This window comes from Stenotrophomonas sp. YJH_SMC_64, assembly GCF_059371375.1.
Window position 1 is genome coordinate 56,039 of sequence record NZ_JCAFUN010000010.1, and the last position, 14,046, is coordinate 70,084.

Annotated in this window: 12 protein-coding genes; 5 read left to right on the top strand and 7 right to left on the bottom strand. The window is 67.9% G+C overall.

Going from position 1 to position 14,046, the window contains the following annotated elements; genetic code table 11:
• The first annotated feature begins 84 nt into the window (after positions 1 to 84).
• Positions 85 to 855, top strand: coding sequence for an SDR family oxidoreductase (locus tag AC5P9L_RS12165; RefSeq protein WP_005409469.1), 771 nt, complete (start codon positions 85 to 87; stop codon positions 853 to 855).
• A 49-nt stretch (positions 856 to 904) separates the two neighbouring features.
• Complete coding sequence (gene yeiP / locus AC5P9L_RS12170) at positions 905 to 1,471, top strand: elongation factor P-like protein YeiP (protein ID WP_005409468.1); 567 nt, start codon at positions 905 to 907, stop codon at positions 1,469 to 1,471.
• Positions 1,472 to 1,625: 154 nt separating this feature from the next.
• Here the strand turns inward: yeiP and AC5P9L_RS12175 are convergent, their stop codons facing one another.
• The 4 genes from AC5P9L_RS12175 to AC5P9L_RS12190 form a co-directional block, all read right to left on the bottom strand.
• The gene (locus AC5P9L_RS12175; RefSeq protein WP_227415206.1) at positions 1,626 to 2,318 is read right to left on the bottom strand and encodes a COG3650 family protein; all 693 of its coding nucleotides are present in this window, start codon (positions 2,316 to 2,318) and stop codon (positions 1,626 to 1,628) included.
• Positions 2,319 to 2,401: 83 nt separating this feature from the next.
• On the bottom strand, positions 2,402 to 2,794 hold the full coding sequence (locus AC5P9L_RS12180) for a nuclear transport factor 2 family protein (protein ID WP_087803366.1): 393 nt from the start codon (positions 2,792 to 2,794) through the stop codon (positions 2,402 to 2,404).
• Positions 2,775 to 5,924: a multidrug efflux RND transporter permease subunit gene (locus tag AC5P9L_RS12185; protein WP_227415207.1), complete on the bottom strand. Its 3,150-nt coding sequence runs from the start codon at positions 5,922 to 5,924 to the stop codon at positions 2,775 to 2,777. Before AC5P9L_RS12185 ends, AC5P9L_RS12180 begins: the two co-directional genes overlap by 20 nt.
• A gap of 36 nt (positions 5,925 to 5,960) precedes the next feature.
• Complete coding sequence (locus tag AC5P9L_RS12190; protein ID WP_024958332.1) at positions 5,961 to 7,106, bottom strand: efflux RND transporter periplasmic adaptor subunit; 1,146 nt, start codon at positions 7,104 to 7,106, stop codon at positions 5,961 to 5,963.
• A gap of 129 nt (positions 7,107 to 7,235) precedes the next feature.
• Here AC5P9L_RS12190 and AC5P9L_RS12195 point away from each other — a divergent pair, with 129 nt between their 5' ends.
• Together AC5P9L_RS12195 and AC5P9L_RS12200 are read left to right on the top strand one after the other, a co-directional pair.
• Positions 7,236 to 7,952 (top strand): response regulator, encoded by a 717-nt coding sequence (locus tag AC5P9L_RS12195; RefSeq protein WP_005413196.1) that lies wholly within the window; start codon positions 7,236 to 7,238, stop codon positions 7,950 to 7,952.
• The gene (locus AC5P9L_RS12200; RefSeq protein ID WP_005409462.1) at positions 7,952 to 9,028 is read left to right on the top strand and encodes an ATP-binding protein; all 1,077 of its coding nucleotides are present in this window, start codon (positions 7,952 to 7,954) and stop codon (positions 9,026 to 9,028) included. Before AC5P9L_RS12195 ends, AC5P9L_RS12200 begins: the two co-directional genes overlap by 1 nt.
• Here AC5P9L_RS12200 and AC5P9L_RS12205 read toward each other — a convergent pair.
• The 3 genes from AC5P9L_RS12205 to AC5P9L_RS12215 form a co-directional block, all read right to left on the bottom strand.
• Positions 9,006 to 10,802: an Lnb N-terminal periplasmic domain-containing protein gene (locus AC5P9L_RS12205; protein WP_227415208.1), complete on the bottom strand. Its 1,797-nt coding sequence runs from the start codon at positions 10,800 to 10,802 to the stop codon at positions 9,006 to 9,008. The two genes, AC5P9L_RS12200 and AC5P9L_RS12205, sit on opposite strands and share 23 nt — an antisense overlap.
• Positions 10,803 to 10,836: 34 nt before the next feature.
• Positions 10,837 to 11,136: a DUF2388 domain-containing protein gene (locus tag AC5P9L_RS12210; RefSeq protein WP_005409460.1), complete on the bottom strand. Its 300-nt coding sequence runs from the start codon at positions 11,134 to 11,136 to the stop codon at positions 10,837 to 10,839.
• A gap of 62 nt (positions 11,137 to 11,198) precedes the next feature.
• The gene (locus AC5P9L_RS12215) at positions 11,199 to 12,587 is read right to left on the bottom strand and encodes an FAD-binding oxidoreductase (RefSeq protein ID WP_024958330.1); all 1,389 of its coding nucleotides are present in this window, start codon (positions 12,585 to 12,587) and stop codon (positions 11,199 to 11,201) included.
• Positions 12,588 to 12,756: 169 nt separating this feature from the next.
• Between AC5P9L_RS12215 and serA the strand changes: the two genes are divergently transcribed.
• Positions 12,757 to 13,998 carry a phosphoglycerate dehydrogenase gene (gene serA / locus AC5P9L_RS12220; RefSeq protein ID WP_033833465.1) on the top strand — a complete coding sequence of 414 codons (1,242 nt, stop codon included), beginning with the start codon at positions 12,757 to 12,759 and terminating at the stop codon, positions 13,996 to 13,998.
• Positions 13,999 to 14,046: the final 48 nt, after the last annotated feature.

Here is a 14,046-nt window from a genome sequence, read left to right on the forward strand (position 1 = left end):
CCCCGCAAAGGCGGCGCAGTGCACAACAGCGGCGGTCGCGGCTTCCGTTAGAATCGGCGGTTCTCGAACCTGCAGGACCGTTCAATGCAGCTGTCTTCCGTACGTGCCGTGATCACTGGCGGCGTCTCCGGCCTCGGCCTGGCCGTGGCCCAGCACCTCGTCGCCCAGGGCGGCAAGGTGGCCCTGTTCGACCTCAACGACGACAAGGGCGCTGCCGCCATTGCCGGGCTGGGTGCCGACAAGGCCCGCTATTTCAACGTCAACGTCAGCGATGAGGCGGCGGTGACCGCGGCCATCGACCAGGCCCACGATTTCCTCGGCGGCCTGAACGTGGCGATGAACTGCGCCGGCATCCTCGGCGCCGGCCGCGTGCTGGGCAAGGAAGGCCCGATGCCGCTGGCCGGCTTCCAGGGCACGGTGATGGTGAACCTGGTCGGCAGCTTCAACGTTGCAAAGGCCGCTGCCAACCGCATGCAGCACAACGAGGCCGGCACCGACGGCGAGCGCGGCGTGATCATCAACACCGCCAGCATCGCCGCCTATGAAGGCCAGATCGGCCAGGCCGCGTATGCCGCCAGCAAGGGCGGCGTGGTCTCGATGACGCTGCCCATGGCGCGCGAACTGTCGCGCTTCGGCATCCGCGTCAATACGATTGCTCCCGGCGTGTTCTGGACGCCGATGGTCGACGGCATGCCCGAAGCCGTGCAGCAGTCGCTGGCCGCCTCGATTCCGTTCCCGTCACGCCTGGGCAAGCCGGAAGACTTCGCCAGCCTGGTCGGCTTCATCCTCGGCAACACCTACCTCAACGGCGAGACCATCCGCCTGGACGGCGCTACCCGCCTCGCTCCGAAGTGATTCCCCACGGGCGCCGGGACGGCGCCCTCCCCCAACGACCTAGATCACCATGAAAGCCAACGACATCAAGAAGGGCAACGTCGTCGAGTACAACAACGGCGTGTACCAGATCCGCGACATCGAGCGCAGCTCGCCGCAGGGTCGCGGCGGCAACGTCCGCTTCCGCTTCATCATGTACAGCGTGCCGGGCGGCAACAAGCTCGACGCCAGCTTCGATGCCGACGACAACCTGGTCGAGGTCGAACTGCTGCGCCGCCAGTCCACCTATTCGTACAAGGACGGCGACGCCTTCGTGTTCCTCGATGACGAGGACTACACCCCCTACACCCTGGATGCGGACGTGATCGGCGACGACGCCGGCTACATCACCGACGGCCTGACCGGCATCTACGTGCAGGTCATCGACGAGCAGCCGGTGGCGATCCAGCTGCCGGCCTCGGTGGTGCTGGAAGTGATCGAGACGCCGCCGGAACTGAAGGGTGGCACCGCCACCAAGCGCCCGAAGCCGGCCAAGCTCAACACCGGCATCGAGATCATGGTGCCGGAGTACATCGTGAACGGCGAACGCGTGCTGGTGAACACCGCCACCGGCGAATTCGCGGGCCGTGCCGACTAAGCGCCTCGCGCTGATCGGCTGCCTGTCCCTGCCTGCGGCGTATTCCCCGCAGGCAGGCCATCGGATGTAGCAGTCGTGTAGCAACGAGCCCACGCACGGCTGCTGTGCGTTGGACAGGGACTGCAGCCGAGCGTGGCTCGGCTCTACAGGTAGCTTACGGCTGCTTCGCGCCGAAATTGCCGCAGCCGTGGTACTGGCGGGTGCCGATGGTCAGGTTCACCTTGGCCTCGAACGCCTCGCCACTCATGTCGTCCTGGCAGATCGTGCGCTGGAAGCTGAGCTTGACGTCGGTGCCATCAGACGCCTTGCCACTCCAGCCGTCAGCACCTGCGGTGGGCTGGGCGACATCGAAACGACGCTCACCGTAATCCACTTCCACCTGCAGGCCCGGCGTGTCGCCGTCGACAACCGCCAGCCAGCCCGGCTCATTGCCGGTGGCACGGAACGCGGCATTGCCGGCGCTGCCATCGCCTTCAGTGGCTTCGACCGCATGGCACTCGCGATCGGCTTCGCCCTTCAGGCTCAACAGGCCGTCATCGCTGCCCTTGGTCCAGAAGCTGTTGCCCTTGCCATCGCCGTACTTGGCACCCGACGCCGCACGCTCGGAGCTCATGGCGAAGGTGCGTTCGCCGATCACCACCGTGGCCGCATCCTCGCCATTGAAGGTCGCGCGCACGCTCAGATCACCACACTGGTACGTGGTCTCGCTGCCACCTTCGGTGCTGGCGCTCGGCTGCGGCGCGGCAGGCGGGGCGTCATTGCCGCCTGCGGCGGGCGGCTGGGCCGGCTGGCACGCGGCCAGCACCAACCCGAGGGAGGCTGCCAACAGACTGGGAACTACACGCATGGCTCGACTCCTTGTCGACACTACAGAGAGGCTCGACCCTACCACCTGTCGGTGAGCGGGGCCTGAAAGCGGCCTGACCGCACTCATGCGGCCAGTACCGCCATCGACAACAGCTGCGCGCCGCTTTCGCCGGAACTGCAGGTCCACACCCGCAGCAGGCGCAGTTTCAGCTCGCGCTCCTGGCCCTGCCCGCGCACCGACAAGCGCACGTCGCTGGACAACAATGCCAGGCGTCCGCACAGCAGCGTTTCCACCGCGTACGACTGCAGGCAGCGCACGTGCAGGTTTCCGGCCAGCCAGTCGCCCAGCCACGGCAGGTCGAGCAAGCGTCCGCCCTGCCCGTCCATCATGAACAATGCCGGCGATACCAGCGCGGTCAGCGCATCGTGGTCGTCATCCAGCAATGCCTGCCGCAGGCGCTGTTCCAGCGCTGCCAACTGCCGCTCATGCAGGTCTTCAACGATGTCCCGTTCCATCCACGGATCCTTCCGGCATCGGCCGGCGCCTGCGCAGGCGTTGCGCGATCCACTGCCGCGCGCCCTGCACCACTACATAGAAGACCGGCACGAAGAACACCGCCAGCACCGTCGCACTGACCATGCCGCCGAACACACCGGTTCCAATCGCCTGCTGGGTTTCCTTCGACGCGCCCTGCGCCAGCATCAGCGGCACGACGCCCAGCGCGAATGCCAACGAGGTCATCACGATCGGCCGCAGGCGCAGCCGCGCCGCCTCCAGCGCTGCTTCAACCAGGCCGCGACCCTGCTGCTGCAGCTGGCGCGCGAACTCGACGATGAGGATCGCGTTCTTCGCCGACAGCCCGATCACGGTGATCATGCCGACCTTGAAGAACACGTCGTTGGGCATGCCCCGCAACAGCACCGCAGCAACCGCACCGAGCAGGCCCAGCGGCACCACCAGCATCACCGCCAGCGGGATCGACCAGCTCTCGTACAGTGCCGCCAGCACCAGGAACACCACCAGCATCGACAACAGCAGCAACCACGGCGCCTGCGCACCGGACTCCCGCTCCTGCAGCGACTGGCTGGTCCACTGCAGGGCAAAACCGGACGGCAGCTTCTCCGCCAACCGCTCCATCTCCGCCATGGCCTGGCCGGTCGACACGCCGGAGGCCGGTGCGCCGGACAGGTTCAGCGCCGGGAAGCCGAGATAGCGCTGCAGCTGCAGCGGCGCCTCGGTCCAGTGCGGCGTCACCAGTTCCGACAACGCCACCATGCCGCCTTCGCTGTTGCGCACGTATAGCTTCAGCACATCCTCCAGCTCCATCCGGTGGGGTGCATCGGCCTGCAGGATCACCTGCTGCAGCCGCCCCTTGTTGGGGAAGTCGTTGACGTACTGCGAGCCCATCGCCGCCGACAGCGTGCTGCTGATCTGCTCGAACCCCACGCCCATCGCCTCGGCCTTGGCGCGATCGATGTCCAGCCGCACGCTGGTACCTGCCGGCAGGCCATCGGCATGCACCTCCGACAGCAGCGGACTGGCCTCGGCCAGCTTCAGCAGCTGCTGCAGGGCCGCACGCAGCTCGGCCTGGCTCTGCCCGGTGCGCGCCTGCAGCGCCAGCGAGAAGCCGGACGAACGGCCCAGGCTGTCGATCGCCGGCGGCATCACGCTCATCACCTCGCCCTCGGCAATCGTCGCCATCGCCTTCTGCGCGGCCTCCACTTCGCCGGCCGCGGTGGCCCCTGCACGCTCGCCCCAGTCCTTCAGCATCGTGTAGGTCAGCGCCGCGCTCGGGCCGGAACCGGAGAAGCTGTAGCCGAGGATCGACTGGTTGGAGCCGATGCCCGGGCGTGACGCCACGTGCCGTTCGTAGGCTTCGACCACGGCCAGCGTGCGTTCGGCGGTGGCTTCGGCCGGCAGCTGGATCGAGGTCATGAAGTAGCCCTGGTCCTCTTCCGGCAGGAAGGCGCCCGGCAGCCAGTGCAGGCCCAGCAGCAGCGCCGCCACCAGCGCGGCGAACACGCCCATGACCCGCCCGCTCCGCTGCAGCACCGACGCCACGCCACGCTGGTAGCGCCCGGTCATCCGTTCGAAGCCACGATTGAAGGCGCCGAACAGACCGCCCCGACCATGGTGGCCATGGGTGTTCGGGCGCAGCAGGGTCGCGCACAGCGCCGGCGTCAGGCTCAATGCCAGCAGCGCCGAGAACAGGATCGACACCGCCATCGCCACGGTGAACTGGCGGTAGATCGCACCCACCGAGCCGCTGGCCAGCGCCATCGGAATGAACACCGCGGTCAGCACCAGGGTGATGCCGATCACCGCACCGGTCAGTTCGCGCATCGCCTTGATGGTGGCCTCGCGCGGCGGCAGGCCTTCCTCGGCCATGATCCGTTCCACGCCCTCGACAACCACGATGGCGTCGTCGACGATGATGCCGATCGCCAGCACCATGCCGAACATGGTCAGCACGTTGATCGAGAAGCCCAGCGCCAGCATCACCGCGAAGGTGCCCAGCAACGCGATCGGTGCGACCAGTGCCGGAATCAGCGTGTAGCGCCAGTTCTGCAGAAACAGGTACATCACTGCGAACACCAGCAGCATCGCCTCCAGCAGCGTCTGCACCACCTTCTGGATCGAGATCTTGACGAACGGTGCGGTGTCGAACGGAATGCTCGCCTCCACGCCGCGCGGCAACAGCGGCGCCAGCTCGGCCATGCGCTCGCGCACCGCCGACGCGGTGCGAACCGCGTTCGCGCCAGGACGCAGCTGCACGCCGGCGGCGGTGGCCGGATGACCATCCTCGCGGGTGCCCCAGGCATAGCTCTGCGCGCCCAGTTCAACGCGGGCGACATCGCCCAGCACCACCCGCGAGCCGTCGGCCCCGGCGCGCAGCACGATGGCAGCGAACTGCTCCGGCGTGGACAGCTGGCCATCGGCACTCAGCGGCACGGTGATGCGCTGGCCCGGAACACCCGGAGAATCGCCGATGCGCCCCGGCGAGATCTCCAGGTTCTGCTGCTCGATGGCAGCGGCCACGTCACCCATGGTCAGCCCATAGCCGGTCAACCGGGTCGGGTCCAGCCACACGCGCATCGCCTGTTCGGCACCGAACAGCTGCACGCGGCCGACGCCATCGATGCGGCGCAGCTCCTCGATGATGTTGCGCGCCATGAAGTCGCCCAGTGCGGCCTCGCTGACGCTGGCATCCGGCGAACGCAGGCCGACCAGCATCAGGAAACCGGAATCGGCGGCCTCCACGAACAGGCCGTTCTGGCGCACGCTGCGCGGCAGGCGCGGCTCGATCGCCTTGATCCGGTTCTGCACGTCCACCTGCGCCAGCTCCGGGTTGGTGCCCGGCTTGAAGGTGGCGGTGATCGAGGCTTCGCCGGACGTGTCCACCGACGACTCGAAGTACAGCAGGTGCTTGACGCTGGACAGCTCGCGCTCGATCAGGCCGACCACCGCGTCATTCAGCGTCTGCGGGCTCGCACCCGGGTAACTGGCGTAGATGCTGACGCTGGGCGGGGCAACCGCCGGATAGCGCTCCACCGCCAGCCGCGGGATCGCCAGCACACCGGCCAGGATGATGAAGATCGCCAGCACCCAGGCGAACACCGGGCGATCGATGAAGAAACGTGCCATGTTGGATTTTCCTGGAGGGACCGGCCCGGTAGAGGCTCAGCCCTTGCTGCCGGCCTGCACCGCGCCGGCGCTGGCGACCGGCATCTGCCAGTCGCGCGCATCGACCACCACGCCTTCCTGCAGGCGTTCCTGGCCTTCGACCACCACCTTTTCGCCCGCCTTCAGGCCGGTGCGCACCAGCCATTGGCGATCGACACTACCGTCCACTTCCAGCGTGCGGATCACCGCCTTGCCATCGCCACCGATCACCCAGGCATAGGCCTGGCCACCGGCACTGCGCAGCACGGCCTGCTGTGGCACGGTCAGTGCGCTGGCCGGCGCACCCCGCGGCACCTTCGCGCGCACGTACATGCCGGGCAGCAGCTGGCGCTGCGGGTTGTCGACCAGGATGCGCAGGATCACATCACCGGTGCGCGCATCGACATTGATGCCGGAGAACAGCATCTGGCCACGTTCGGGCAGCGGCTTGCCGGCCGCACCGATGATCGTCACCGGCAGCTCGCCGCCACCGGCACTGCGTTGCAGCGACTCGAGCTGCGCCGCTGGCTGGCGCACATCGACGTAGACCTGGTCGATCTGCTGCACCACCGCCATCGGCTCGGCATCGGCCACGCCGACCAGTGCACCTTCGGTCACCAGCGCCTGGTCGATGCGGCCGGCAATCGGCGCGCTGACCGTGGCATAGCGCAGATCGAGCTGGCGACGCGCCAGGATCGCGCGCGCTTCGTTCACCGCGGCACGGGCCTGTTCGTACTCGGCACTGGCATCGTCGCGGTGCTGCTGGCTGACCGCCTGCGCGGCCGCCAGCGCATGCAGGCGCTGCGACTGCACGCGGCTGCGGCCCAGGGCTGCCTCACTGCGCTGCAGCGCGGCCAGTGCCGAGTCGACATCGGCACGGAACGCCGCCGGATCGATCTGGAACAGGGCCTGGCCGGCGCGCACTTCCGCACCCTGCTCAAACAGCCGGCGCTGCACGATGCCGCCCACCTGGGCACGGATCTGTGCGGTGCGTACGGCGGCCACGCGGCCGGGCAGTTCGTCATCGCGCTGCACGACCTGCGGGCCGACAGTGACCACGCTGACGCGCGGTGCCGCTTCGGGCGTGGCTTCGGGGGCGGAGCAGGCCGTCATGGCCAGGGCGAGGGCCGCGATCAACGCGACCGGAGTCCTGAAGGTTCTCATTGCTGTGCACAATGCCGCGCGGGCGGCTGATAGGTTCTGAAGCGTGCAGTCTGCGGGGCGATGATGGGGTTTCGATGGAGGAACTGTGGAGATACGATGGAGGCAAGCACCTTAAGGCCCCGCCCCTGCATGCATGCCTCCCCTGCCCTCGCCGCCCTCGTCCTGATCGTCGAGGATGAGGCCGAGATCGCCGATATTCTTACCGCCTACCTGGAACGCGAAGGACTACGCACCCTGCGTGCCGCCGATGGCCACAGTGCACTGGACCTGCACCGCAGCGCCCGCCCCGACCTGGTCCTGCTCGACGTACAACTGCCGCGGCTGGATGGCTGGAGCGTACTGACCCAGCTACGCCAGCGCGGCGAAACGCCGGTGATCATGCTGACCGCGCTGGACCAGGACCTGGACAAGCTGACTGCGCTGCGCATGGGCGCCGACGACTACGTGGTCAAGCCGTTCAATCCAGCCGAAGTGGCAGCGCGCGTGCGCGCCGTGCTGCGGCGTACGCTGCGTGGCTCGCGCGTGGACGCACCGACCGCACTGCGCGCGGGCCCGTTGCTGATCGACTCGGCCACCCATGCCGTGCATGTGGAAGGCGACGGCTACAGCCACGAAGTGCTGCTCACCCTCACCGAGTTCAAGCTGCTGCACTGCATGGCGCTGGCGCCGACCCGCATCTTCAGCCGCAGCGAACTGATGCACGAATGCCTGCCGGAAAGCGAGGCGCTGGAGCGCACGGTCGACAGCCATGTCAGCAAGCTGCGCCGCAAGCTGGATGAAGTGGGCATGGTCAATGTTCCGGCCAGCGTGCGCGGTGTCGGCTACCGGTTGATGGCCGACCGCTGATGGCCCGCCTGCGCCGCTCCGGGCTCAGTCGCCACATCATCGTCTCGATGTCGCTGATGGTGATCGGCGTCATCGTGATGATGATCCTGTCATCGTGGCTGCTGTACGCGGTGCTGGTCGAGTTCTTCCCCGGCAGTGCCGAAGAGCCGGAAAGCTGGCTGCCGACCGGGCCGGAGCTGGCATGGATGGTCGGGGTGATCCTGACCGGCCTGGCACTGGCCATCGCCGCCTCGTTCCGCCTTGCCCACCGCATCCTGTCGCCGTTGAATTCGCTGGTCGACAGCGTGCGCGCGCTTGCCGGCGGCGACCTCGGTGCGCGCGCCAGCGCCCAGGAAAACTCGCCCGGCGAAGTGGCCACCCTGGTCGAGGATTTCAATGCGATGGCGCGCCGCCTGCAGCACATGGAGAGCGAGCGCGCGATGTGGCATGCGGCCATTGCCCATGAACTGCGGACTCCGGTGACGATCCTGCGTGGTCGCCTGCAGGGGCTGGCCGAGGGTGTGTTCCAGCCAGACGAATCCCAGTTCCGCAGCCTGCTGGCACAGGTCGAAGGCCTCTCACGCCTGATCGAGGATCTGCGCGTGTTGAGCCTGTCCGACAACGCGCGGTTGGACGTACGCCGCGCGCGCACCGACGTGGTGGCCGAAGTGCATTCGGTGATGACCCTGGTCGACCCGCAGTTCCGCGCCGCCGGCTTCGTGCTGGAGCTGGAAACCAGCCGCGAGGAACACAACGCGCACTGTGACCCGACACGCTTGCGCCAGGCCCTGCTGGCACTGCTGGAGAATGCGCGCCGCTACGCCAGCCCGGGCAAGGTGCGGATTGCCGTGCACGACACGCCCGGACACGTGCAGGTGGCGATCGAGGACGAAGGCCCGGGCATCGACCCGGAACTTCACACCGACATCTTCACTCCGTTCATGCGCGCCGACGGCTCGCGCTCGCGCCAGGGCGGCGGCAGCGGGCTGGGCCTGGCGGTGGTCAAGGCCATCGCCGATGCACATGGCGGCCGCGTCTACTGCACGCCCGGCAGCGCCGGCGGCAGCCGCTTCGTCATCGAGCTTCCGCGCCAGTAGCGGGCGTGGCTGCCTGTTCCCGCAGGCGTGCGCCGAGCGCGGCGAGGTTGGCATCGATCGCATCCATCTCGTTGCGCTGGCCCGCCGGCAACTGCTGGCGCAGCTGCACGCGCAGCGCCTGCCAGGCCGGCACCGCCTCTGCGCTGGCAGTGGCAACCGCTTCGGCCAGCACCGCCTGCTCATCGGCAAGCGGCAATCCGTAGCCATCGTCGACCAGCAGCGTACCCGGGCGCAGCCATTGCCCACCCTGCTCCAGCAGCTGGCGCAGGCCGCGCGTCTCGGCACTGTCCGGTGCCGCCAGCAGGCGCCGTTTCAGCACATCGCGCGCGCGCAGTTCAGCGCGGCGTTGCGCAGCCTGTTCCAGCAGCAGCAGCCCGGCGCTGGCACGCAGGTCACCCTGCAGCAGCCAGGGCGCACGCTGCTGTGCGGGCAGCTTCAGCCAGGCGCGCACATCGCGCACCGGCAGCCCCAGCTGTGAGCTCGCCACCGCGAACAACTGCTGATAGTGATCGCGCGCCGAGGCAAAGTAGTAGCCCTGCGCCTGCGCTGCATTGCGGTCCGTCAGCACCTGCTCGTCCAGCACATGCAGCCGGGACAGCCGACGCTTCAACCCGCGCGGACTCAGCTGGGCCAGCCCGGCCGCCCCCAGGCGCGGCACACCCGCCTGCAGCAGCTTTGCAGTTTCCACCGCGCAGTTGTTGCTGACGAAGTAATAGCGCCCGTCATAGCTCCAGTGCACCTGTGCAGTGCGCTCGAGCAGGCCGGCGATCTCGCCGGGCGACAACTGCAACGGCAGCGACTGCAACCCACGCAGTTCCACCTTGGTGTACTCGTCCACCACCTGCTGCAGCGGCAGCACGAACAGGCGCGAGGGATAGCCGCCGGTCAGGCCACGCCAGTTGGAAATCTGCACATCACCTACGAATGCGCGGAACGACAGCACGCGGTGGTACTCCAGGTCCAGGCGGCAGTCTGGCCCCGGCGCACGGCCCGGCCGGCAGATCACCAGCCGCAGCATGCTGTGCCCCCAGCGGCTCATCGGCTGCGCACTGCCTTCGGCGAACAGGTAGTCCACGGCGTAGACGCGCGAAGGATCGAGCTGCAGCAGCGATGCCGCACCCTCTTCCGATTCGGCCTGCAGCAATGGCAACGTGGCCGCGCAGTGCGACTGCGGCAGCGATGGCGGGGTTCCGAAATGGGCCTGGTACCACTGCGCCAGCGCCGGGCGCCGGCAGGCAAACTCGCTGTCGAGCACGAAATGCTCGGCGTTCACTGCCAGGTACTCGGCCGGGTCCTTCAGCTCATAGGCATCCGGACTACGGTCACGGAAGTCGTTGCCACCACGGCCAAGATGCCAGGGCTTGCGCTGCCATCCGGCCAGGTCGCGCCAGCGCGCACTGCGCGACCAGTTCGCGCCGCTACGGTCTGCAACATGGGTCAGTTCATGCACCAGCGCGCTGCGTCGTGCACGGCGTGCGCCGGGCACGGCATCATCCAGCAGCTCGCGACGCAGGTCGATGCGGCCGGCGAAAGCGCGACCGTGCACATCGGCCGGCAGGTGGTCGCTCCAGCGCACCTGCACGTGTGCTGGCAGTGCGCGCAGCAGGCCATCTGGCAGCAGGGACTGCACGTCGGCCAGGGTCTGCATCGCCACCTGCTGCTGTGCAGGGCTCAGCCCTTCCGGATCCAGGCGCAGGTCGCTGCTGGCATGTGCGGCCGGAACGGCCAGCAGTAGAGCCAGGCCATGCCTGGCTGCGTTCCGTGCAGATGTCATGGCGTTGCCAGCCAGCGGCCGGCACTACCCGGGATCAACGCGCCAGCAGCGCGCGGGCCAGTTCCAGGTCGCTCTGCTGCTGCGCGGCAGCGCTCTGCTCACGCAGATGGACCAGCGCGGCCTGCAGGCGGGCGCCACGGATCTGGCCGTCGCTGGCGATGAACGCGGCGGCATCGTCGCGTGCGGCCTGCACCACCTTGTCGTCGCCCGAGCTGCTGGCCGAAGAGCCCGACGATGCACCGGTGGCGGAACCGGCCGAGGTGCCGGCGAAGCTGGAAGCGAAGCCGGCCAGCGGCAGGGACAGCAGGGCGAGCAGCAGAAGCGGACGGGTCATCGGTTCGAAGCCGGTTGTGAGGATGCGTGGAGCGTAACGGGTGCGTGAAGGATTTGCCCGGCTCAAACGTCGAACAGCTTGCCGGGATTCAGCCGCGCTTGGGGATCGAACGCACGTTTGACCGCCTTCATCAGGGCGATCTCGGCCGGGCCGCGGGTGCTGTCCAGGTAGCCCTTCTTGACCAGGCCGATGCCGTGTTCAGCCGAGATGCTGCCATCGAACCGGGCCAGCACCTGCGCCAGCAGCTTGGTCACATGCTCGCACTGCGCCACGAAATCGGCGTCGCTGGTGTCATCGGGCTTGAGCACGTTGATGTGCAGGTTGCCGTCACCGATATGACCGAACCACACCACATCGAAGTGCGGGTAGGCCTGCCCGATCAATGCCTGGGTCTCGGCCAGGAACGCCGGCATCGCCGAGATCCGCACCGAGACGTCGTTCTTGTAGGGCTTGTAGCGCGCCAGCGATTCGGTGATGCCTTCGCGCAGGCGCCACAACTGGGCGGCCTGGGCATCGCTGGCACTGATCACGCCGTCGCTGACCCAGCCGTTGCCCATGCAGTCCTCGAAGGCCGCCATCGCCGCCGCTTCCTGCGCTTCGTCGTTGGCGGCGAACTCGGTGACCACGTAATACGGGTGCACCTCGTCGAACGGTGCCTGCGCACCATGCGCCAGCACGTGCTCCAGCGCGCGATCAGTGAAGAATTCGAAGGCCTGCAGCTGCAGCCGTGCGCGGAACGCGGCGAATACCTGCATCAGCACTTCGAAGCTGGGCAGCGCCAGCAGCATCACGTTGCTGGCCGGCGGCGGATCGGTCAGCTTCACCGTCGCTTCGACGATCACGCCCAGCGTGCCTTCCGAACCGATCAGCAGCTGGCGGAAGTCATAGCCGCTGGAGTTCTTGATCAGGCCCTTGTTGAGCTCCAGCAACTCGCCACTGGCGGTGACCACCTTCAGCCCGGCGATCCACTCGCGGGTGTTGCCGTAACGGATCACGCGGATGCCACCGGCATTGGTGGCGATGTTGCCGCCGATCGTGCAGGAACCACGCGCGGCGAAATCCACCGGGTAGATCAGGCCGTGGTCCAGCGCGGCGTTGTGCACGGCTTCCAGCGGCATGCCGGCCTGCACCACCAGGGTGCGATCGACCGCGTCGTAGGCCAGCGCCTTGTTCATCCGTTCCAGGCTGAGCACCAGCTCGCCGTTGGCAGCCACCGCGCCACCGGAGAGGCCGGTACGGCCGCCGGACGGCACCACGGCCACGCCCTCGCCCGCACTCCAGCGCATCACCGCCTGCACTTCCTCGACCGTGGCCGGCAGTGCGATCGCCAACGGCGCCGGCGTCCAGCGCCGGGTCCAGTCGCGCCCGTAATGCTCCAGGTCGGCCGGGTCGGTCTTCAGCTTCAGGCCGGGACAGGCCTGCTGCAGCGAGGCAATGCGGGAATCGGTCATGACGGTCCAGCGCGGGGCGTGAAGAACGGGCAAGCGTGCCAGCGGCACGCGCCAGCGTCCAGCCCTGCCGCGCTGCAGATAGCTACGGATGCAACCAATTGCGCACTGCACCATGGGCGCTTCGATCTGGCATAGTGGTCAGCCCCTGTCCCACTGGCCGTGTCGCCCCATGTCGCCGAAGAAGACCTCGTTCCCCAAGCAGGATATCCGCGTGCTGTTGCTGGAGGGGGTCAGCCAGACCGCCGTGGAGGTGTTCAGCGCCGCCGGCTACAGCCAGATCGAGGCGCACACCAAGGCACTGCCCGAGGACGAACTGAAGGCACGCATCGCCGAGGCGCACATCGTCGGCATCCGTTCGCGCACCCAGCTCAGCGCCGAGGTGCTGGCCGAGGCCAAGCGCCTGATCGCGGTGGGCTGCTTCTGCATCGGCACCAACCAGGTCGACCTGGACGCGGCCGAGCTGGCCGGCATCCCGGTGTTCAACGCGCCCTATTCCAACACCCGCAGCGTGGCCGAGCTGGTGATTGCCGAGGCCATCATGCTCACCCGTGGCATTCCGCAGAAGAATGCCGAGTGCCATCGCGGCGGCTGGTCGAAGTCGGCCAGCGGCAGCCATGAGGTGCGTGGCAAGACCCTGGGCATCATCGGCTATGGCCACATCGGCACCCAGGTCGGCGTGCTGGCCGAATCGCTGGGCATGCAGGTGATCTTCCACGACGTGGAAACCAAGCTGGCGCTGGGCAATGCGCGTGCTGCGGCCAGCCTGGACGACCTGCTGGCCCGCGCCGACATCGTCACCCTGCATGTGCCGGAGACCCCGGCCACGCAGTGGATGATCGGCAGCACCGAGCTGGCGAAGATGCGCAAGGGCGCGCACCTGATCAACGCCGCGCGCGGCACCGTGGTCGACATCGATGCGCTGGACGCGGCCCTGGCCAGCGGCCACGTCGGTGGCGCCGCGCTGGACGTGTTCCCGGTCGAGCCGAAGGGCAATGGCGATATCTTCGAATCGCCGCTGACCCGCCACGACAATGTGATCCTGACCCCGCACGTGGGCGGCAGCACGCTGGAGGCGCAGGACAACATCGGCGTGGAGGTGGCGGCCAAGCTGGTGCGCTACAGCGACAACGGCAGCACGCTGTCGGCGGTCAACTTCCCGGAAGTGACCCTGCCCGAACACGAAGACAGCCTGCGCCTGCTGCACATCCACCAGAACGTGCCGGGCGTGCTGTCCAAGGTCAACGAGATCTTCTCGCGCCACAACGTCAACATCGACGGCCAGTTCCTGCGCACCGACCCGAAGGTGGGCTACGTGGTGATCGACATCACCGCCAGCGAGGAACAGGCCGCCGCCGTGCGCGACGAGCTGGCCGCGATTCCGGGCACGCTGCGGACGCGCATCCTGTATTGAAAAAAGGGGACGGAGGGGATTAAGTCGTTAGCGGCACATGCGCTATAA